The following is a 21,392-nucleotide window of genomic DNA, read 5'->3' on the forward strand; positions in this document are numbered from 1 at the left end:
ACCAATTATATGAATAGCTTAAAAAAGAAAGTACAGCAACGTAGAAATACGTTTACAAACGTTAAAATATTTAGTTCTATTTTTAAACAAACAACTAATTTAGTTGCTTTATCATTTTTAAGGCGTTTTTATTATCCGGATCTAAATCAAATGACTTTTTATAATTCTTTAAAGCATTTACCTTATCACCTATATTAAAATATACTTCTCCTAAACTATCAAAAGCATTAGATGATTTTGGATAATTCTTTGCATTTAATTTAAAGTATGTCAATGCTTTCTTAGGGTTATTAATTAAAAAGCTATACCCTAAAGAATTTATATCGTTTTCTGGTGGTAAAAAACTTCCATTATAGTTGTTTTGATAATAAAGTTCAATTTCATCAATAGAACTACTATTCATATTTTTCATTTTCAAACCTTTGTAAATAAATTGCATTCCATGATACAAACTCATTAGTGCAACTGTCCAATGGTTTTCTTCTTTAAAATATTCTAGAGCAATATTTGATGGTGAAAAACCCTTGTTTTTTAAAGTTGCATTAAAGTTTTCGTGACTGTTTATATTGGCAGTAAATACATGCGGAATTCTATCAAAATTTTCAAATTTATCTGCGGTAGATAAATAAAATCTTTTGTTTTTTATTTGATTTAAATCTGTTTTCTCTAATTGTTTCACTACTTGTTGATTGTCCCACCAAAAACTTGGATCCATTGAAACAAAACCATTAAATGTTGTTTCTTTTGATAAAAAAGCAGATCCTACTAACAAACCGCCATGAGAAATACCAACTAAGGTTTTAAATCCGTTAGTTCTATATTTTTTTTCAACTTTAGGTAATAATTCTTGTTCAATAAATTGTAAAAAAATTGCGCTTCCTCCTGTCGTTTTATGGTTTTCTACAGCACTAGATCCATTTAAATTGGTTAAATATTTTGTTGGTGTATAATCTCTGTTTCTATCTACGTTTGTAATGGCAACAATAATCATTTCAGGAATTTGACGTCCTTGTGTCATATGGTTTAGTATTCCCGAATGAGAGTGATAGCTCATTTCGCCATCTAATAAAACTAAAATAGGATACTTTGTTTCACCTGTTATATAAGAACTTGGTAATTCAAGAATATAAGTACGTTCTTCATTTAAAACTTTAGACTTAATTTTATAAGTTTTTCCTATTGAATAAGAAGTTGCATTTTGTGAAACTACTGTGTATTGCAAGAACATCAAAAACACAATAAGCATTTTTGTTACATAATTTTTTTTAGTCATCTTTTTGAATTTAAAGGCTATTCCAATTTTTAAACTTTATAGACTGTCTACTTGAAGCTTCTAGAGTTTCGCCTGTTATTAATTTAATTTGAAGTTTGTTATTAAAATATGGGTGAATTTCTTTAATAAAGTGAGTATTTATAATTTGACTTCTGTTTATTCTAAAAAAAACAGTGGCATCTAATTTTTCTTCTAATAATTTTAAAGACCGTTTTATCATTGCTTTTTGATCACCAAAATACAAACGAACATAGTTGCCTATAGATTCTATAAAATAGATTTCTGATAAAGGAATAAAAAAGCATTTTTCGCCATCTTTAATAAATATTTTACGATTCATTGGTAAAACACCTGTCTTTAACTCTTCTTTTTTTGATAATTCTTCTTTTACTTTTTCTATAGTTTTAGAAAAACGTTCCTCTCTTAAAGGTTTTACTAAGTAATCTAAAGCATTTAACTCAAAAGCTTTTACAGCATATTGATCGTAAGCTGTTGTAAACACCACTTCGGGTACAGTTGTAAGTTCATCTAACAAATCAAATCCAGATTTTTCTGGCATATGAATGTCTAAAAAAAGAATATCTGGCTGTTCCTGCTCTATAATAATTAAAGCTGCATCTACATTATTTGCCTCTCCAACAATTTCAAATTCAGGATAACTTTTTAGCGCACGCTTAACTTCTTCTCTTGCCAAGCGTTCATCATCAATAATTATAGTTTTAAATATTTTCATCTGAAATAATTGGTATGGTTATTTTAGCTTCAACTTCATTTGTATTCAGTGCTACTAAACTAAAAATTGCTTTGTTTTTATATTGAATTTCTAGTCGTTTTTGCAAATTTTTTAGCCTTAATCCAGTACTTTTTTTATTATTTATTTTTCCGGGGTTTACAACAATAATTTCAACAAAATTTTGTTGCTTTTGTATCGTAAGATTAATAATCCCTCCTTTAACAATTAAATCGATTCCGTGTTTAATGGCGTTCTCTATTAATAGTTGAATACTCAACGTAGGAATTTTAAATGTATTCAATGTTTTATCAATTGTTATTTCTAATTGCAAACGCTCTTCAAAACGCATTTTTTCTAACTCGATATAATCTTTTACTAAAGATAGTTCTTCTTTAATTGAAATTAAGTCTTTGTCTTTTTCATACAATGATGAACGTAATAAATCAGACAATAAATCAATCGATCTCCTTGCTGTATCAGGGTTTTCAATTACTAAAGATTTAATAGAGTTTAACGAGTTAAATAAAAAGTGTGGATTTAATTGCGCTGATAAATTGTCTAATTGCGCTTGTTTTACGATGATAGACAATTGTGCGTTTTCTTTTGCTGTAACTACTTCTTTTTGATAATAATGGTATAGGTGATATGCCAATATCCAAATAGACATTAATCGTAAACCTGTAATGAATATTGGATCCCAATAAACTAATGATGTTAAAAAATCAACTTCATTTTTAATTAAATACGTCCAGAATACATACCACTTAAAGTTGTTTATTAACACGTAAATTATGGCTAATAAAAGTATTGAAGGTATTACCCTTATTAAGAGTTTTTTTATTGATAACTCCTTCCACTTCGCTTTTAAGGAAATTTTTCTGTAAAAATGAGTTATAAATATTCCTATTGAGGCATCTAAAACATAATTTAAAAAAGTATACAAAACACCATAATCATCTCTAGTATACACAGTATATGCCCAATATGTAGAAACCAAACTCCAACCAATGAGCTGACATTTCCAATATAGAGTTATATTCTGTTTCTTATTAAATGTAGTTGTTTTAGCTTTCATAATTTTAACAAAGCAACAAAATACTTTTTAAATCAAAAAGAAAAAGTACAGGAACGTAAATATTTGATGTTGAGCGTTGAGTTATTATTTTAATATCGCCAGTAGGTTTTAGTTGCATAAAAAAAACCTCTCTTAAATGCATTCAGTAATCAACTTAAGAGAGGTTTATCTTTTACTTAAAAAGAAAAACATTATCTACTAAGTTCTCATCAGATCTTGTTCCGTAAGGATCAATTGCAATATAACTTGGCTTCTCTTTTATAATTATCTTAATTTCTGATATCTCTTTATTGATTTGACTAGACTCATAATACAATACAGATTTATTATCTTTTACCATGGATGGATGCGTAGTAAACAATCCAATTTTAATTGGCTCATCAATTGAGATTTGTTTTACTTCTCCATTTTCTAATGTTTCAAAACGTTTTGCTTTTACTTTTACTGTAATTTCATAAGTTTCGTTTGCTAATGCTTTCATTGTTGCGTTTTCAATCTCTAAATCATAAGTAATTACTTTTTTAAACCAATCGTTTATTAAATCGTGTTGATTTACTGGAGTTACTTTATAAACTTCAGTTAAAAAATCTAAAGTAGTTGCTTCCAGTTTATTGCTATTTCTAAAAGAATCTGTTAAGGTTTTTAATACCAAATTCACTTGCTTCTCTCCTATTAAATCTCTTAAAGCTAACAAAGTATTTAATGCTTTTCCGTACGAAATATAACTTTGCCCATCTACTTTATATACTGGTGGTTCAATATTAGAAGCAAAAGATCTTCCAGAAAAATAACGGCTTCTTGCATTTTCTGCTAAAGTGTACAATGCACTTTTTCCATACATTTTTTCCATCACCATAGCTTCTGTATATTTTGCAAGTCCTTCAACAAGAAAAGCACCTCCAGCAACTGGTTTAGAAGATAATGTGTGTCCCCACCATTGATGCGATACTTCGTGAATAGTTCTTTTTGCGACTACATTAAAAGTATCTTCATCACTCACATCAGATAAATACAATCGATCTTCAACCATACTAATAACTCCAGGATGCGCAAATCCACCAAATGGCCAATGTGCAGGAACTTCTGCCATTCTAAGATAATCAAACTGATATGCTCCAAAATTATCTTGACAATAATCTAATGTTTCTTTGATGCTTTTTTCAATAGCATCAATATTAAAATTGTGATTTACATCATAATATTGCTCAATTGCTACACCTTTATAATTTGTTTTTTTATTTACATATTTTGCTGAAAAATAACCTACTGAAGGTGAAATTTTCTTATTAGATTTATAATGAAAATAGTTTCTATTATTTGCTGTCCATTGCTTCAATAATTTTCCTGAACTAATGGCTGTTTGATTGCTTGATGTAGATATTATAGTTTCAAAATTTATTTTTTCATATTTAACATCCTCAAGAGCAATGTGAGCATCCGTGCTTTCATTTTCTTCTACACGTTCAGGTAAATTTCTTTTTTTTCGTTCTCTTTGATTTGAAATTTCAAAACTATTTGTATATCCAAAAATGGGGTCAAAATTACTAAATCGATTTAGGTAAGTTCCATTATTTATAATAGATTTATCGTTTTCATAACCTTTTACTTTATTCGTTAATTTAAAATTGAATACTACTGAATCCTGTGGTTGTAATGCTTTCTTGAATTTAAAAAGGTAGATTCCGAAATCAGCATTTTGCTTTATTAAATCAGCATTCTCTAAAAAAACTGTATCTAATGCTTTTCTTTCTGTTATAAACACTTGCGACATTGATTTTTTGCTACGATTTACCATAACATATTTTGCATTTACGGTATAACTTCTGTCTTCAGGAAAAATAGCTACTTCTGTCTTTTTTGAACTTGGATACAACCTTTCAATACTTTCATATTGTTTGAATTTACGCTCATAGTTTTCGCTAAAATCTAAATTATCATTTATCGTACTATATTCTGAAACTATATTAATGTTATAAAAAACAAGACTCCCAAAACCGATAAAAATTAAGAATAAAAAAGTTGCACTCAATTTTTGAACTTTATTCCAATTTGTTAAAAACTGCTTCACTTTTACTGAAAAATCAGCTATAATTCCACGATTCCAAATCTTAAAGGAAAGCAACGTTAACAACAATCCAAAAGCCAACCAATACATTGCTAGATGATTATATAAATTTGAAACACCGTTGAAACCATCCATATTATTGTAATCTATTCTTGGTAAAAAACCAAGACTTGTAAGTGGATGCTCAAGTCCTAACATTCCAGATTTAAGTGTTAATAGCACAATCAGTCCGAAGATTCCCATTCCCATATATTTGTTTTTTGCTAAACTGCTTATAAACAAAGTAAGCATACAAAAAACGACTAATTGCAATCCGTAATGATAATAAAGTGATACATATAAACCGAATTCGAAATTAGAATACCCTAATGCTATTTGGAAAGCAATACATATTAAAATTCCTACTGTTATTAAAATAATTGGAAGTAATATTAATGCAGTAAATTTTGATAAAAAGAATACCGAGTTTTTAACTGGCAACGCATCAATAATTAAATTAAAATTTAAGCTACGTTCTTTCCAAACAATTTCTGAGCCGTAAAAAATGATTAGAATTAAACTAAAAATAGTTAGTGGATCTACAATTAATTCTACCAATTTATTGGTAAACGGATACATGCTTACACCGTATTCGCCTCCACTTATTAATGTTGAATATATTTCAGAAAAAACTATAAAAACCCACATCAATAAAACGGCTATAAATGGTAAACTTTTAAAAACACTTTTTAATTCTACTTTTACTAAAGATAATAATGCTATTTTTTGTGCTTTAAAATTTGATGCTACTTTTAAAGGTTTATAACCTAACAAAGGAGATTTTGAAATGGTAACGTTCTTTTTTTTCTTCACTTTTTTAGTGATTTTTCTAAAAGAAAATAGTTTATAGGTAGTTAATAATATTCCGAAAGACACAATTACCCAAATTAATCTATTCCATAAAAACAATCCTGAAAACGATAATAATTGTGTGTTTTTTTCAAAGGGTGTCCAAAATTGTGTTTGCTCAAAAAATGCGGAAATTCCAAACGGATCTGCAATGGCAGCTATTGCCATACTTTCTGATGAAGCAGGCGTAGCTTGTGCCAATAATGGTGAGTTTAAAAAAATAGAACTCAAAAAATACAGCATGTAAATAAATACGGCACTCACGTAAGTTGCTGTACTTTTTTTTGTAATGGTTGCTACCGAAAAAATAATAGTAGTACATATAAAAATATTAGGCACAACAATATATAACCAAGGTTGTAAGTAAGTCATTAACTGAAAATCTGCGACACGTTCTGGATCCAAATCGGCAGTATAATTCCCAAAAACATATCCAATTATAAAAGGAGAAAAAGCCAACAAACTAAAAAAGAATGTTCCTGAAAAACGGCTTCCAAAATAATGAAATTTCTTAATAGAAGAACTATAAATTAAGCCTTCCATTTTATGCTGTTTGTCTCTAAGCATAGTACTTATAGCAAAAAACATAATTATAAATAAACTTCCTAATGTAAATAAGCTAACGTGAAAATATACTTGAAAACCAGCATTAAAATTTACGCCCTGTGGAGCAAAACCTTGTCTACCAACAAAAATACCTAAGGCTAAAAACAACAATGCTAATAAAGGAAATGCTCTTTGTTTTAACTGATAAAAAATTTCGAACTGTATTAATTTTTTAAACATAATTTAGGCTTTTATAGTTTGATTAAATAAGGCGGTGAAGTAAAAATCTTCTAAATTAGGGTTGATTTTTTCAAAACCTTCTTCGGGTTTTTGATCTGATAAAACTCTAATTTGAGTTTCTCCTGCAACTAATTTTGTTGAGATAATATCAAATGCTTTTTTGTAAATTGTAATGTCTTTTTTAGGAATGATTTTCGTCCATATTTTGCCATCAATACTTGCTACTAATTCTTTTGGATTTCCTATAGAAATAATTTCTCCATTTGATAATATTGCCATTTTTGGGCATAAATTCCTCACATCTTCAACAATATGCGTAGAAAGAATTACGATGACATTTTCACCTATTTCACTTAATAAGTTTAAAAAACGATTGCTTTCTTCTGGATCTAAACCAGCAGTGGGTTCATCTACAATTATAATTTGTGGGTCGCCTAATAATGCTTGTGCAATACCAAAACGCTGACGCATTCCGCCAGAAAAAGTAAATACCGATTTTTTACGATGCTGATATAAATTTACCTGCTGCAATAAAGCTGTAACTTGTTCTTTGCGTTCTTTTTTATTTAAAACTCCTTTTAAAACAGCCAAATGATCTAGCAATTTTTCTGCTGATATTTTTGGATACACACCAAATTCTTGCGGTAAATATCCTAAATGTTTTCTAACGTTATTTGGCTTTTCAATAATGTTTACATTATTAAATGAAATACTTCCAGAAGTAGGTTCTTGCAAAGTAGCAATAGTTCTCATTAATGATGATTTTCCGGCACCATTTGCCCCTAGTAAACCAAACATTCCGTTAGTTATTTCTAAGCTAATTCCGTTTAATGCTTTCACACCATTAGGATATGTTTTTGTTAAATTATTTATTCTTAAAGTATTCATTATCTGATGTTTTAAATTATACACAAATATGAAATATTATAACTCTTTCTTAAATTAAAGATGATAAACAAGGCTTTTTTCAATTCAGATAACTTGAATTTTGAGCTATCTTAAATTCAACTAAAAAAATGGTTTGTTTAACCTAAAAATAGTACTGTATGTCAATAATGTTGCAATAATGCTATAACAATAGTAATTTTGAAGTATGATTCAGTTTTTAAAAAAGTATAAAGCTTTTATATTTGGGTTTTCGGTTATAATCCCTATTTTTTATTTATTAGACTATTTTGGTTTAATTCTTCTTCCTGAAGATAAAACCTATGAGATAGTTATTTTCGTATTTATTTGGGGGTTAGTAATTGCATTGCCTATTCATAACTTTAATTATTTAAAAAGAAAGAAGAAAACAGTACTTAGTGTACTTGTTTTATTTATGTTATTTTTTATTGCATTAGCAATTGATTCTTTTATGCAATTACCAGACAATCCAATTACATTTATTTTATTAATAGGTTTTTGGATTGGAACCGCTTATTTATTAGCACCTAGTTTTTTTAAAAAATATTGGAAATTAATTGCTTTCTTTTATGTTCCAATATTTCTATATTTCATGTATTTGAGATTGTTTACTGGCGGATTAGAAACGTATTTAGAAATTAAAAAAGAGTTTCCTTTTACAGTATTTTTCATACCAATCCCTATATTATTTTCATTATGGATTTTTGAGCAATGGAAATGGCTACAGAACTTAAAAGCCGAAAAATCGAATACTGAACTATCTTTGTTAAGAGCGCAAATAAACCCTCATTTTTTCTTTAACACATTAAATAATTTATACGCTTTAACAATTAAGAATTCGAAACAAGCGCCAGAAGTTATTCTAAAATTATCTGACATGATGCGTTATACCATTTATGAAGGAGAAAAAGAGAAAGTAGAACTTGCTGATGAAATTGAATACCTAGAAAATTATATAGAATTACATAAAATTCGCTATAAAAAAACGGTAGAAATCACTTTTACCCATACAATAAACACAAGTTTAACAATTTCGCCTTTGCTCTACATCATTCTTTTAGAAAACGCATTTAAACATGGTGTAGAAAGTCTTGCTGAAAACGCATTTGTTCATATCAATTTATATGAAGATAAACATGCTATTTATTTTGAATTAGAAAACAATTTTGATTCTAAAGAAAAAACCCAATCTAGTGGCATCGGATTAAAAAACTTGAAGAAAAGATTATCTTTAGTCTATAAAAACAATCATGAATTACAAGTAAATAATCAAAACAACATTTATAAAACCACTTTAAAAATTGCGAAACATGCTTAAATATATCATCATAGACGACGAACCTTTAGCACACGAAATTGTTGAAGAATTTTGTAGTATGTTGCCACATGTTCAGCTAGAAAAAAACTGTTATAATGCTATGGAAGCAATGCAGTTTTTAAATGAAAACACAATTGATTTTATGTTTTTAGACATTAATATGCCTAAATTAAGAGGGTTAGATTTTCTAAAAACATTAACAAAACCTCCTAAAACGATTATTACTACAGCGTATAAAGAACATGCTTTAGAAGGCTTTGAATTAAATGTTGTTGATTATATTTTAAAACCTTTTAGTTTCGATCGTTTGGTTAAGGCCGTTAATAAAGTTTCAGAAAACCAATCAGCAAAAACAGTTATTAAAGAAGTTACTAATAACACTTCATCAACAACTCGTTTTTTTGTAAAAGGTGATAAAAAACATCATCAAATTGACTTAAATGATTTATTATATATCGAAGCCTACGGAAATTATACTAAACTATTCTTAATTGATGAAATGATTGTTAGTCATGAAAAGATATCACATTATGAGACTATTTTAACAGATGGCAATTTTTTACGAGTTCATAAATCGTTTATTGTAGCTATTGATAAAATCAAATTTATTGAAGGCAATCGTATTTTAATAAAAGAACACAAAGTTCCTATTGGACAAACTTATAAGAGTCGAGTAAGTGAACTTTTTAATCACTAAATTTATTTTATTCTTGTAATTATTATTTTTTTAATAGATTTATGCCAAACGAACTAATATGCATAAATCAACACAAGTTACACGTCTTTTCGATTTTCCTTATTATCAACTTAGCCAGTATCCACAAGAAAAATGCTTTGTATCAAAAGAAAAGAATACTTGGGTTAATGTATCAACACAAACATATATTAATGATGCGAATACTGTAAGTAGAGCCTTATTAAATCTCGGTATAAAACCTGGAGACAAAATAGCAGTTATTACCTCTACAAATCAACCAAAATGGCATGTTTTAGATATTGGTGTACTACAAACAGGTGCTATAAATGTTCCTTTATACCCTACTTTTTCAGAAAAAGATTATGCATATGTTTTAAATCATTCTGACAGTATTTATTGCTTTGTTTCTGACAATGATTTATATGAGAAAGTGCTTACTGTTCAGCATCAAACGCAACTAAAAAAAGTATTTACATTTGAAGATATAGCAACAGATTATAGCTGGAGTTCTTTTTTATCTTTAGGAAATAATACCGAAACTCAATCTCTTGTTGAAAAAAATAAAGCATTAGTAAACCCATCAGATTTAGCCACTATTATTTACACTTCTGGTACAACCGGAACGCCAAAAGGAGTAATGCTTTCTCATAAGAACATTGTGGATAATATTTTTGCTATTAGTACTTCTTTAGATTTACATCACCATAAAAAAAAGGCCATTAGTTACCTACCCGTTTCGCATATTTTCGAAAGAGCCGCTTCCTACTATTGTCAATATATGGGCTTTGAAATTCACTTTGCAGAAAGCATAGATAAAATTGGAGATAATCTTCGTGAAATACGCCCAAACTTCATGGCGATAGTACCTCGATTATTAGAAAAGGTTTTTGATAAAATTGTTGATAAAGGCAGTGATTTAACTGGCATAAAAAAACGATTATTTTTCTGGTCATTACAGTTATCCGAACAGTACAAACCATATAAAGAAAATGGTTGGTGGTACGAATTTCAATTAAAAATAGCTCGAAAACTCGTTTTTTCTAAATGGAAAGAAGCTTTAGGTGGTAAATTAGATTTTATGTTGGCAGGAAGCGCTCCTATGCAACCTCGGCTAATTAAAATTTTTACAGCAGCCGGAATTCCTGTTTTTGAAGGCTACGGAATGACAGAAACCTCTCCTGCCGTTTCTGTAACCGACATGCGAAATAAAGGATTTAAAATAGGCACTGTTGGTAAAGCAATTAAAGATGTTTCTATAAAAATTGCTGATGATGGTGAAATTTTAGTCAAAGGAACTAACATTATGATGGGCTATTATAAAAACCCCGAACAAACCAAAAAAACTATTATAAACGAGTATTTACATACCGGAGATATCGGAGAAATAGACGAAGAAGGTTTCTTAAAAATTACAGATAGAAAAAAAGAAATTTTTAAAACTTCTGGAGGTAAATATATTGCTCCTGCGGTGCTAGAAAGCGAATTAAAAAAATCACGCTTTATAGAACAAGTAATGGTCATTGGAGAAAGTGAAAAAATGCCCGCAGCAATTATCCAAATTTCTTTTGATTTTGTGAAGGAATGGGCAAAAAGACACAAGTATACGGTTAATAATGTTACCACAGATAAAAAGCTAATTGAAAGAATTCAAAAAGAAATAGATTATTACAATCTAAAATTCGGGAAATGGGAACAAGTAAAATGTTTCGAAATTACAACAGATGAATGGACAGTTAATGCAGGGCATTTAACACCTACATTGAAAATGAGACGTAAAGTTATCTTAGAAAAATACAACAATTTGTATGAAAAATTATATAATCAACAATAAATCAACCATTAAGGTGAAACTTGTACAATCAAGCTATTTTCCCTACTTTGCAAGACGCAAAAAAATGAAATTTATGTCGATTGAAATTACCCGTCTTTTTGACTTTCCTTATTATCAACAAGAAACTTATAATTTAGAAAAAGCTTTTACCACCAAATATAATGGTAAGTGGAAGTCAATCTCTACCAACGAATATATTAACAAAGCCAATACTATTAGTAGGGGTTTATTGCGTTTAGGAGTACAACCTAATGATAAGATAGCTGTAATTTCAACAAACAACCGTACAGAATGGAATATTTGTGACATTGGTATCTTACAAACAGGTGCGCAAAATGTACCTATTTATCCTACAATATCGAAGGAAGATTACGAATATGTTTTAAATCACTCAGGTGCTACTTATTGTTTCGTTTCTGATGAAACTGTTTTAGAAAAACTAAATCAGATTAAAGGAAATACAAGCCTTAAAGACGTTTTTACTTTTGATGATATTGCCAATGAAAAAAGTTGGAAAGAAATTTTAGAATTAGGCAAAAACACCGATAATCAAAATGAAGTCGAAGAACGTAAAAATGCAGTTACTTCTGATAGTTTAGCTACTTTAATTTACACTTCTGGTACTACGGGAAGACCAAAAGGTGTAATGCTTTCTCATGGTAACATTGTATCTAACGTGTTAGCTAGTGAAAAAAGAGTACCGCTTTTATATGGAGAAGAACGTGGACTGAGTTTTTTACCTATCTGTCATATTTTTGAACGCATGATATTGTACTTATATCAATATTGTGGCGTTTCTATTTATTTTGCTGAAGCGATAGATAAGCTAAGTGAAAATGCACAAGAAATAAAACCTCATGTAATGACAGCTGTTCCTAGGTTATATGAAAAAATTTATGATAAAATTTATGCCAAAGGAGCTGACTTAACAGGTATCAAAAAAGTATTGTTCTTTTGGGCAATAGATTTAGGTTTAAAATACAAACCATACGGAGCTAACGGATGGTGGTATGAAAAGCAATTAAGTGTTGCCCGTAAATTAATTTTCTCGAAGTGGCAAGCTGCTTTAGGAGGTGATTTAAAATTAATGGTTTCAGGTTCTGCTGCTTTACAACCACGTTTAACAAGAATTTTTGCTGCCGCAGGAATGCCTGTAATGGAAGGTTATGGTCTTACTGAAACTTCTCCAGTAATTACAGTAAATGATGTTAGAAATGGCGGATTTAGAGCTGGAACCGTAGGTAAATTAATTGACGGATTAGAACTGAAATTTGCTGAAACAGGTGAAATTTTAGTAAAAGGACCTAACGTAATGTTAGGCTATTATAAAGATGCTGAAAAAACGGCTGAAGTTTTAAAAAATGGTTATTTTTATACTGGTGATAAAGGAGAACTTGATAAAGATGGATTCTTAAAAATTACTGGTCGTACTAAAGAAATGTTTAAAACCTCTGGTGGTAAATATGTTATTCCGCCATTATTAGAAGGAGAGTTAAAACAATCACGTTTTATAGAACAAGTAATGGTAGTTGGAGAAGGAGAAAAAATGCCAGCTGCATTTATTCAACCAAATTTCGATTTTGTAAGAGAATGGGCAAAAAGACATAATCTTAAATTCGAAAATAATACTGATTTAATTAATAACGCAAAAGTAATTGAACGTATTCAAGAAGAAGTTACACTTTGTAACTCTAAATTTGGAAAATGGGAAATGATTAAGCGTTTTGAATTAACGGCAGAAGAATGGTCTATAGATGGAGGACACCTTACACCTACTATGAAAATGAAACGTAAAATTATCAAAGAAATTTATAAAGATTTATACGATAAAATATATAATTGTTAATTTTTAAAAAGTGTTGTGAAAGCAACACTTTTTCTTTTTATTATGGATAAATTCTTATCGTTTACTACTAAAACAAATACTATATCTTTACCCAATAAGTTTGATTATCCGCATAACTATACACCACATTCTTTAGCTAAAATAGCTACTAAAGAATTACAAGAGTACTTAAAAAATCAAACAGATTTTACACATAACTTTGGCATAAAAAATCAGAAAGACAAAGATGCTTTGGGTAAAATGTTTGGAGTATTAGTTGTTAAAAAAAATGATGGTGAATTAGGATATCTAGCTGCTTTTTCAGGTAAAATTGCTGGAACGAATCATCATAAAAAATTCGTACCACCAGTATACGATGTTTTAGTTAAAAACGGAGTATTCTTAAAAACAGAAGAGAAAAACAATCAAATTAATCTTCAACTTTCTAAATTAGAAAGTAATATTGATTATTTAAAAATTAAAAAATCATATTTAAAAAGGGTATCAAAAAATGAAATTCTTTTAAGTGAAGAAAAAAAGATAATTAAAACACGCAGAAAATTAAGAAAAGAGCTTTCTAAACAAGACAATCAACTTAATATTAATGAGGAGTTTTATTTACGTGAATACGGAGTATATTTAAACAATCAAATAACTTCTATACAAGATAAATATACTAATTACCTACTACAAATACAGCAATTAAAACAAGAACGAAAAGAGCTTTCTGCAGCTGGTCAACAAGAAATATTTAAACAATATGAATTCTTAAACGCTAAAAATGAAAAGGAAAATCTATTAACTATTTTTAAAGATTCTACCCAAAATATTCCTGCTGGTGCTGGTGATTGTTGCGCCCCTAAATTGTTACAATATGCTTTTTTAAACAACCTTACTCCTATTTGCATGGCAGAATTTTGGTGGGGTAAACCATCGGCTACTGCTATTCGAAAACACCAACAGTACTATGCTGCTTGTACAGGTAAATGTAAACCTATCTTGCATCATATGTTACAGGGATTAACTGTTTATGAGAATCCGCTAATGGCACAATTTCAAACGAAAAAAGAAATTGAAATTATATTTGAAGATGAGTATCTGCTTGTAATCAACAAACCACATGAATTATTATCTGTAGCGGGAAAAGAAGTTAAAGATTCGGTGTATAGTAGAATTAAAAAGGAATATCCAAATGCTACCGGACCATTGATTGTTCATCGCTTAGATATGTCTACTTCTGGCATTTTGTTGATCGCTAAAAACGAAATCATTCATAAATCTTTACAAGCGCAGTTTATCAATAGAACTATAAAAAAACGCTACATTGCTTTATTAGATGGTACTTTTGAAGAAAAAGAAGGCAAAATAAACCTACCGTTAAGAGTTGATTTAGATGACAGACCTAAACAATTAGTATGTTACGAACACGGTAAAAAAGCGCTTACTAAATGGGAAACTATTGAAGTTATAGATAATAAAACAAAAGTATATTTTTACCCTATTACAGGTCGCACACATCAGTTACGAGTACATGCTGCACACAATTTAGGTTTAAACACACCTATTGCAGGTGATGATTTGTATGGAATGAAAGCTAACAGATTACATTTACATGCAGAAAGCATTCTTTTTAGGCATCCTATTAGCAAAAAAGAAGTACAATTTACTTCTCCTGCTCCATTTTAAAATTAGGCTACGTATTTCGTTTTCTTTAATGTGTTTAAGATGATAAACGATATTAAAAAGAAAATTGCCAAACATAATACCGACCATTGCATAGAATCGGTAATTGCATACAATGCTCCGTATACAGAAGTTCCCAAAACGATTGCTATTTTTTCTACCACATCATAAAAACTAAAGTACGTTGCATGGTCTTCTGTTTCTGGTAAAAGTTTAGAATACGTAGATCGTGTTAGCGATTGTATTGCTCCTTGCACTAATCCTAACAAACCTCCTAATCCGTAAAAATATAGCGCTACATTTTCTTGAGATTTATCTAATGAAAATGCAAAAAAGCAAACAAGCATCCATATACCAATAGTTAATTTTAAAGCTTTAAAATTTCCGTATTTACCTGAAATTCTAGAAAAAATTAAGGCTCCGAAAATAGCTACAATTTGTACTAACAAAATGGTTGCAATCATATTGGTAGATTCTAAACCCAATTCTGAAGAACCAAAAATAGCCGCCATTAAAATGATAGTTTGCACACCAATACTCAAAAAGAAAAAAGCTAATAAAAATCGTTTTAATGTAGGATAATTTAACACTTCTTTAAATACAATTTGTAATTCTCTATATCCTTTCCATATATAATCGTTGTCTGGTTGTTTATTATAAATATCTCCTGGAAGTTTTCTAAAAGTAATTTGTGCAAACCCAATCCACCAAATACCAACCATCACAAAAGAAAGTCGAGATGCCATACCTGATGTGATGCCTAATGTTTCAGGAAACATAATCATTCCTAAATTTATTATCAATAAAATAACTGATCCAATATATCCGTAGATAAAACCTTTTGCACTAGCTCTATCTTGTTGCTCTGGCAAAGCTACTTCAGGTAAATAAGCATTATAAAAAACCCAACTTGCCCAAAAACCAATACTTGCTAAAATGGTAAACCAAATACCAATCCACACAGTATCTAAGCCATCAAAGAAATACAACGCTATTACAGATAAACCTCCAAGCCAACAGAAAAATTTCATAAACTTTTTCTTACTTCCTGTATAATCAGCAATTCCTGATAAAATTGGAGAAATAAGCGCTACCACTAAAAAAGAAAATGACAATGCATAACTGTACAAACTGTCTGGATGTTCCCAATCCATTCCTAAAAAACGAACAGTTTGCCCTTTTGTTACCGCACTGTAATATAACGGAAAAACAGCTGTACTAATTACTAATGAATATACTGAGTTTGCCCAATCGTAAAATGCCCATGCATTTATTAACTTTTTATCCCCTATTTTATACATATATCTTAAATAAAAAAACCGTTCATAAAATGAACGGTTTGCAATATAATATAAATAATTAACTCTCTTATTTTTTCCCTGGCACATTAAATTTTGCCGATAATTTCTTTGCTTCTGGCAAATAAGACCTAAGTGTTTGAATACGAGATTCATTAGATGGGTGCGTACTCATAAACTCTGGCGATGATTTTCCTCCTTTTGATCTTTGACTCATTCTTACCCAAACTTCAGCAGCTTCTTCTCCATTATAACCTGCCATTAACATAAATACCAATCCTAACTTATCAGCCTCTGTTTCATGACTTCTACTAAATGGTAACATTACACCTACTTGAGTTCCCAAACCATAAGCGGTATTAAAAATAGCCGCGTTTTTACTATTTTTAGTTCCCAACGCTACAGCTGCACCTCCTAATTGTTGTAATTGTCCTGTAGACATACGCTCTTGACCGTGTTTTGCAAAAGCATGCGCAACTTCATGCCCCATAACCGCTGCAATACCATCTTCGTTTGCACAAATTGGTAAAATACCGGTATAAAAAACTACTTTACCTCCTGGTAAACACCAAGCATTTACAGTTTTGTCTTCTACTAAATTAAATTCCCATTTATAAGAATCTGCTTCAGATTTCATACCGTTTGCTCTCATAAAGCGATCTACGGCTTCGGATATATTCTTACCAACTCTTTTTATTTGGTTTGATTTAGTAGCATCTTTAGATAATTTATTTTCAGCTAAAAAACCTTTATACTGTGCAAAACTTGAAGGTAATACTTCTGCATCACTCACAAAATTAAGGCGTTTTCTTCCTGTAATGGGCACTGTACTACATTGTACTAAAAGTACTGCAACAATTCCTATAGCGATAATTCTTTTCATTTATTATTGTTTTTATTTGTGTTGGTTATTATGTATGACACGTTAAAAAATATATTGTCACAAAAGTAGTAAACAAATTGTATGTTTTAAATTTACAAATTCTATCTTTATCTTAAAAATAAATTTCATGAATTTTAAAAGTTCTATTTTATTCTCCCCTAGCTTACTTATACCTAAACCTATTATATTTTTAGCTAAATCGATTCAATTTTTATCCACTGGTTTAACTGCTAAATTTGGAACTAAACTCTTTATTACACCTATAAAATTTTCAATTCCTGAAAGGGAAAAAGTAATGCTAAAAAGCGCACAAAAGAAGACAATAACCATACCTAATATTTCTAAAAAAGTAGAAATATTATCTTATGGATATTCAAAAAAGAAAGTTTTACTTGTACACGGTTGGGCAGGAAGAAGCACTCAGTTGTTTATGATTGCTGATAAATTATTAGAAAAAGGATACATGGTAGTTTCTTTTGATGGACCAGCCCACGGAAAATCAGAAGGAAAAACAACGATGATGCCTGAGTTTTTAGATGCTATTACAGAAATAGATAAACAATTTGGCCCTTTTGAAGCTGCTGTAGGGCATTCTTTTGGTGGTATGTGTTTATACAATAGCGTTGCAACCGATTTTAAAATTAATAAATTAGTAACTGTTGGTGCTGCTGATAAAATTTCTGATGTTATTTTAAATTTCACAAAAAACCTAGAAGTAAAACCGATTGTTGCTCGAAAAATGAAAAATATTTTTGATAAGCAATGGAAAATGGATATCGATTCACATTCGTCAAGTATTGTTGCTAAAAATATAAATATTCCTACTTTAATTGTGCACGATTCTAATGATGGAGACGTACCTGTAAGTTGTGCTATAAATATTCGTCAAAACATATCAAAAGGAAAACTTTTAATTACCAAAGGTTTAGGACACACTAAAATACTTCGTAATAAAAAAGTAACTTCTGAAATTGTAGACTTTATTATTCAATAAATATGAAAAAAATAGTATTTGCCCTCATTTTAATTACACTTGTAAATTACTCAGGAAACGCTCAAAATAAAAAAACATACAAGGTTTCAAAAACAAATACAACATGGAAATCTCTTTTAACGCCAATACAATATTATGTTCTTAGAGAAGCTGGTACTGAGCGTCAAAATTCAAGCTCGTTAAACAAAAACTATAAAAAAGGTACATACGTTTGCGCTGCTTGTAAGACTCCATTATATAAATCTGAACATAAATACGAATCCGGTTCAGGGTGGCCAGCTTTTGATAGAGCCATAAAAAAGAATGTTGAATTAGATGTTGATTATAAAATAGGATATGCTCGTACCGAATTAAAATGCAACACCTGTGGTGGTCATTTAGGACATGCTTTTAACGATGGCCCAAGAGAAACTACTGGTAAACGACATTGTATTAACGGCGCTGCTTTAGATTTTATCCCAAAGAAATAACTCATTAAAATATTGTAACTTAGAGCTGACTAAAATCAGCTCTTTTTAATGGAAACATCCTATTTATCAAGTATAAAAAAACAATTTGAATACTATAAATCTTTAGGTGATAAAACTTTTATTCAATTAAATAATGATCAGTTTTTTGAATTACCAAATAAAAACAATAATTCTATTGCTATTATAATTAAACATATTGTTGGCAATATGCATTCTCGCTGGACAAACTTTTTAACGGAGGATGGTGAAAAAGAATGGAGAGATAGAGACAGTGAATTTATAAATTCATTTACAACTAAAGAAGAAGTTATTGCTTGTTGGGAAACAGGATGGAAAGTTTTATTTGATGCTTTAAATACAATTACTGAAAAAAATTTTGATACCATTATTTATATCAGAAATGAAGGGCATTCAATTACTGAAGCTATAAACCGTCAACTTTGTCATTATTCTTATCATATAGGTCAAATTGTTTTTTTAGGTAAACTGTTAGTAATTGATGAGTGGCAAAATTTATCTGTAGCTAAAGGAAATTCAAAAGCATACAATGATGAGAAATTTAGCAAAACAAAATCACGCAAACACTTTACTGAAAACTTATAATGGAAAAAAAAGAAATCGTTACTTTATTAGAAGAAAAACATCAAGAATTATTTAATTGGATACATCAACAATCTGAAGATTCTTTTGAAAAAGGCCCTGAAGGTAAATGGACTACAGGACAACATATTGTTCATTTAGTAGATTCAATAAAACAAGTAAACAAAGCGTTGAGTTACCCTAAATTTTTATTGAAGTATAAATTCGGAAGCGCCAATAGAGAAGTTCGCTCTTATGATGAAGTTGCAAAACGCTATCAAGAGAAGCTTTCTAAAAATCAAGAAAGAGCCAAGAAATTTAATATTGAAGTAAAAACTCCTTCCAAAGCTAATTTTAACCAATTATTAGTAACACTTCAAGTACAAAACAAAAAACTACAAGATAAAACGAAACGTTGGAAAAACAAGGATTTAAATTCCCTAATTCTTCCTCATCCATTAATGGGTAAAATGCCTATTAGAGAAATTATTATGTGGACAGGATATCATACCGAGCATCACACTACTATTTTAAAAGAGAAGCATTAATAAATTCAACCTTTATAATTCTTAAAAAATTACAGGCTAAAAAAACTACTTAATTTTATTTATCAATTATTTTTTCTTTAAAAAAGACTAAAAATCTAGCATCTAAAGTCTAACATATAAAGTCTAATTACTATATTTGTGCCTCTAAAAATGAAGCCGATACATGTTTAATAATTTAAGTGAAAAGTTAGATAAAGCGTTACACACGCTTAAAGGACACGGAAAAATTACTGAAGTTAATGTTGCAGAAACGCTAAAAGAAGTTCGTAGAGCTTTATTAGACGCCGATGTTAACTTTAAGATAGCTAAAGATTTTACTAAAAGAGTACAACAAAAAGCCTTAGGTCAAGACGTATTAACTACGTTAAATCCAGGTCAATTAATGGTAAAGTTAGTTAAAGACGAGCTAACTGAATTAATGGGTGGTGATACTGTTGGTGTTAACTTAGGTGGTTCTCTTAGTGTAATTTTAATGTCTGGTTTACAAGGATCTGGTAAAACTACCTTTTCTGGTAAATTGGCTAACTTCTTAAAAACTAAAAAATCTAAAGAAGTATTATTAGTAGGTTGTGATGTGTATCGTCCTGCCGCTATTAATCAGTTACAAGTTGTTGGAGAACAAATTGGCGTTGATGTATATGCAGAAGTAGAAAATAAGAATCCTGTTGAAATTTCTTTAAATGCAATTAAGCATGCAAAAGCAAACGGTAAGAATGTAGTTATTATTGATACTGCTGGTCGTTTAGCTGTTGATGAAGAAATGATGAATGAAATTTCTAACATTCACAAAGCTGTTAATCCGCAAGAAACATTATTTGTTGTAGATTCAATGACAGGGCAAGATGCTGTAAATACAGCAAAAGCTTTTAATGATATTTTAAACTTCGACGGTGTTGTATTAACCAAATTAGATGGTGATACCCGTGGTGGAGCTGCTTTATCGATAAAATCTGTAGTAAATAAACCAATTAAGTTTATTGGTACTGGCGAAAAGATGGATGCAATTGATGTATTTTATCCAGATCGTATGGCAGATCGTATTTTGGGTATGGGAGACGTTATCTCTTTAGTAGAACGTGCTCAAGAACAATATGATGAAGATGAAGCTAGAAAATTACAAAAGAAAATTGCTAAAGATCAATTTGGTTTTGATGACTTTTTAAGTCAAATACAACAAATCAAAAAAATGGGTAGCATGAAAGATCTTGTAGGTATGATTCCTGGTGCAGGAAAGGCCTTAAAAGATGTTGAAATAGAAGACGATGCTTTTACAGGTATCGAAGCCATTATACAATCTATGACTCCGTTAGAAAGAAGCACGCCTTCTTCCATAAACGCAAGCCGTAAAAAAAGAATAGCAAAAGGTTCTGGTACCTCTGTTCAAGAAATAAACCAGTTGATGAAGCAATTTAATCAGATGAGCAAAATGATGAAAATGATGCAAGGTGGTGGTGGAAAAAAAATGATGCAAATGATGAAAGGAATGAAATAATATAAAGAGAAGCTGTGGCTTCTCTTTTTTTTTACATATAGCTACTAA

The 21,392-nt window shown here is 29.7% G+C and carries 17 protein-coding genes; 10 read left to right on the forward strand and 7 right to left on the reverse strand.

Annotated features, from left to right (window positions below; translation table 11 throughout):
- Positions 1 to 94: 94 nt before the first annotated feature.
- The 5 genes from N2251_RS05505 to N2251_RS05525 all read right to left on the reverse strand — a co-directional run bounded on the left by N2251_RS05505 (position 95) and on the right by N2251_RS05525 (position 7,708).
- Positions 95 to 1,273: an alpha/beta hydrolase-fold protein gene (locus N2251_RS05505; protein WP_260585717.1), complete on the reverse strand. Its 1,179-nt coding sequence runs from the start codon at positions 1,271 to 1,273 to the stop codon at positions 95 to 97.
- Positions 1,274 to 1,283: 10 nt separating this feature from the next.
- Positions 1,284 to 2,006 (reverse strand): LytR/AlgR family response regulator transcription factor, encoded by a 723-nt coding sequence (locus N2251_RS05510; protein WP_260585718.1) that lies wholly within the window; start codon positions 2,004 to 2,006, stop codon positions 1,284 to 1,286.
- On the reverse strand, positions 1,993 to 3,081 hold the full coding sequence (locus N2251_RS05515; RefSeq protein WP_260585719.1) for a sensor histidine kinase: 1,089 nt from the start codon (positions 3,079 to 3,081) through the stop codon (positions 1,993 to 1,995). Before N2251_RS05515 ends, N2251_RS05510 begins: the two co-directional genes overlap by 14 nt.
- A gap of 172 nt (positions 3,082 to 3,253) precedes the next feature.
- Complete coding sequence (locus N2251_RS05520; protein WP_260585720.1) at positions 3,254 to 6,820, reverse strand: M1 family aminopeptidase; 3,567 nt, start codon at positions 6,818 to 6,820, stop codon at positions 3,254 to 3,256.
- Between the two features lie 3 nt (positions 6,821 to 6,823).
- A complete protein-coding gene (locus N2251_RS05525) occupies positions 6,824 to 7,708 on the reverse strand; it encodes an ABC transporter ATP-binding protein (protein ID WP_260585721.1) in 885 nt (294 codons plus the stop codon).
- Positions 7,709 to 7,913: 205 nt separating this feature from the next.
- Here N2251_RS05525 and N2251_RS05530 point away from each other — a divergent pair, with 205 nt between their 5' ends.
- The 5 genes from N2251_RS05530 to N2251_RS05550 all read left to right on the forward strand — a co-directional run bounded on the left by N2251_RS05530 (position 7,914) and on the right by N2251_RS05550 (position 15,083).
- Positions 7,914 to 9,044, forward strand: a complete 1,131-nt coding sequence (locus tag N2251_RS05530; protein WP_260585722.1) for a sensor histidine kinase — start codon at positions 7,914 to 7,916, stop codon at positions 9,042 to 9,044.
- Complete coding sequence (locus N2251_RS05535) at positions 9,037 to 9,741, forward strand: LytR/AlgR family response regulator transcription factor (protein ID WP_260585723.1); 705 nt, start codon at positions 9,037 to 9,039, stop codon at positions 9,739 to 9,741. The genes N2251_RS05530 and N2251_RS05535 overlap by 8 nt, the downstream gene beginning before the upstream one ends.
- 58 nt (positions 9,742 to 9,799) lie before the next feature.
- Entirely contained in the window at positions 9,800 to 11,572 is a 1,773-nt protein-coding gene (locus N2251_RS05540) for an AMP-dependent synthetase/ligase (protein ID WP_260585724.1), read from the forward strand.
- Between the two features lie 73 nt (positions 11,573 to 11,645).
- Complete coding sequence (locus tag N2251_RS05545; RefSeq protein WP_260585725.1) at positions 11,646 to 13,418, forward strand: AMP-dependent synthetase/ligase; 1,773 nt, start codon at positions 11,646 to 11,648, stop codon at positions 13,416 to 13,418.
- Between the two features lie 42 nt (positions 13,419 to 13,460).
- Positions 13,461 to 15,083: an RluA family pseudouridine synthase gene (locus N2251_RS05550; RefSeq protein ID WP_260585726.1), complete on the forward strand. Its 1,623-nt coding sequence runs from the start codon at positions 13,461 to 13,463 to the stop codon at positions 15,081 to 15,083.
- Between the two features lie 2 nt (positions 15,084 to 15,085).
- Here N2251_RS05550 and N2251_RS05555 read toward each other — a convergent pair whose 3' ends face one another.
- Together N2251_RS05555 and N2251_RS05560 are read right to left on the reverse strand one after the other, a co-directional pair.
- Positions 15,086 to 16,381, reverse strand: coding sequence for an MFS transporter (locus tag N2251_RS05555; protein WP_260585727.1), 1,296 nt, complete (start codon positions 16,379 to 16,381; stop codon positions 15,086 to 15,088).
- 67 nt (positions 16,382 to 16,448) lie between these two features.
- Entirely contained in the window at positions 16,449 to 17,261 is an 813-nt protein-coding gene (locus N2251_RS05560; RefSeq protein ID WP_260585728.1) for a M48 family metallopeptidase, read from the reverse strand.
- 127 nt (positions 17,262 to 17,388) lie between these two features.
- Between N2251_RS05560 and N2251_RS05565 the strand changes: the two genes are divergently transcribed.
- The 5 genes from N2251_RS05565 (at position 17,389) to ffh (ending at position 21,344) form a co-directional block, all read left to right on the forward strand.
- Positions 17,389 to 18,255 (forward strand): alpha/beta hydrolase, encoded by an 867-nt coding sequence (locus N2251_RS05565; RefSeq protein WP_260585729.1) that lies wholly within the window; start codon positions 17,389 to 17,391, stop codon positions 18,253 to 18,255.
- A 2-nt stretch (positions 18,256 to 18,257) separates the two neighbouring features.
- Positions 18,258 to 18,725: a peptide-methionine (R)-S-oxide reductase MsrB gene (gene msrB / locus N2251_RS05570; protein ID WP_260585730.1), complete on the forward strand. Its 468-nt coding sequence runs from the start codon at positions 18,258 to 18,260 to the stop codon at positions 18,723 to 18,725.
- 48 nt (positions 18,726 to 18,773) lie between these two features.
- Positions 18,774 to 19,328, forward strand: a complete 555-nt coding sequence (locus N2251_RS05575) for a DUF1572 family protein (RefSeq protein ID WP_260585731.1) — start codon at positions 18,774 to 18,776, stop codon at positions 19,326 to 19,328.
- Positions 19,328 to 19,852 (forward strand): DinB family protein, encoded by a 525-nt coding sequence (locus N2251_RS05580; protein WP_260585732.1) that lies wholly within the window; start codon positions 19,328 to 19,330, stop codon positions 19,850 to 19,852. Before N2251_RS05575 ends, N2251_RS05580 begins: the two co-directional genes overlap by 1 nt.
- Positions 19,853 to 20,015: 163 nt before the next feature.
- Positions 20,016 to 21,344 carry a signal recognition particle protein gene (gene ffh / locus N2251_RS05585; protein ID WP_260585733.1) on the forward strand — a complete coding sequence of 443 codons (1,329 nt, stop codon included), beginning with the start codon at positions 20,016 to 20,018 and terminating at the stop codon, positions 21,342 to 21,344.
- Positions 21,345 to 21,392: the final 48 nt, after the last annotated feature.

The organism is Tenacibaculum haliotis (assembly GCF_025215075.1).
Classification (GTDB): Bacteria; Bacteroidota; Bacteroidia; order Flavobacteriales; family Flavobacteriaceae; genus Polaribacter; species Polaribacter haliotis_B.

What these genes read in the sequence shown, in the direction of transcription:
- N2251_RS05520 (WP_260585720.1), bottom strand. Translation starts at nt 6,820, where the DNA reads ATGTTTAAAAAATTAATACAGTTCGAAATTTTTTATCAGTTAAAACAA.
- N2251_RS05550 (WP_260585726.1), top strand. Translation starts at nt 13,461, where the DNA reads ATGGATAAATTCTTATCGTTTACTACTAAAACAAATACTATATCTTTA.
- msrB (WP_260585730.1), top strand. Translation starts at nt 18,258, where the DNA reads ATGAAAAAAATAGTATTTGCCCTCATTTTAATTACACTTGTAAATTAC.
- N2251_RS05510 (WP_260585718.1), bottom strand. Translation starts at nt 2,006, where the DNA reads ATGAAAATATTTAAAACTATAATTATTGATGATGAACGCTTGGCAAGA.
- ffh (WP_260585733.1), top strand. Translation starts at nt 20,016, where the DNA reads ATGTTTAATAATTTAAGTGAAAAGTTAGATAAAGCGTTACACACGCTT.
- N2251_RS05545 (WP_260585725.1), top strand. Translation starts at nt 11,646, where the DNA reads ATGTCGATTGAAATTACCCGTCTTTTTGACTTTCCTTATTATCAACAA.
- N2251_RS05535 (WP_260585723.1), top strand. Translation starts at nt 9,037, where the DNA reads ATGCTTAAATATATCATCATAGACGACGAACCTTTAGCACACGAAATT.
- N2251_RS05575 (WP_260585731.1), top strand. Translation starts at nt 18,774, where the DNA reads ATGGAAACATCCTATTTATCAAGTATAAAAAAACAATTTGAATACTAT.
- N2251_RS05505 (WP_260585717.1), bottom strand. Translation starts at nt 1,273, where the DNA reads ATGACTAAAAAAAATTATGTAACAAAAATGCTTATTGTGTTTTTGATG.
- N2251_RS05555 (WP_260585727.1), bottom strand. Translation starts at nt 16,381, where the DNA reads ATGTATAAAATAGGGGATAAAAAGTTAATAAATGCATGGGCATTTTAC.
- N2251_RS05525 (WP_260585721.1), bottom strand. Translation starts at nt 7,708, where the DNA reads ATGAATACTTTAAGAATAAATAATTTAACAAAAACATATCCTAATGGT.
- N2251_RS05565 (WP_260585729.1), top strand. Translation starts at nt 17,389, where the DNA reads ATGAATTTTAAAAGTTCTATTTTATTCTCCCCTAGCTTACTTATACCT.
- N2251_RS05580 (WP_260585732.1), top strand. Translation starts at nt 19,328, where the DNA reads ATGGAAAAAAAAGAAATCGTTACTTTATTAGAAGAAAAACATCAAGAA.
- N2251_RS05560 (WP_260585728.1), bottom strand. Translation starts at nt 17,261, where the DNA reads ATGAAAAGAATTATCGCTATAGGAATTGTTGCAGTACTTTTAGTACAA.
- N2251_RS05540 (WP_260585724.1), top strand. Translation starts at nt 9,800, where the DNA reads ATGCATAAATCAACACAAGTTACACGTCTTTTCGATTTTCCTTATTAT.
- N2251_RS05515 (WP_260585719.1), bottom strand. Translation starts at nt 3,081, where the DNA reads ATGAAAGCTAAAACAACTACATTTAATAAGAAACAGAATATAACTCTA.
- N2251_RS05530 (WP_260585722.1), top strand. Translation starts at nt 7,914, where the DNA reads ATGATTCAGTTTTTAAAAAAGTATAAAGCTTTTATATTTGGGTTTTCG.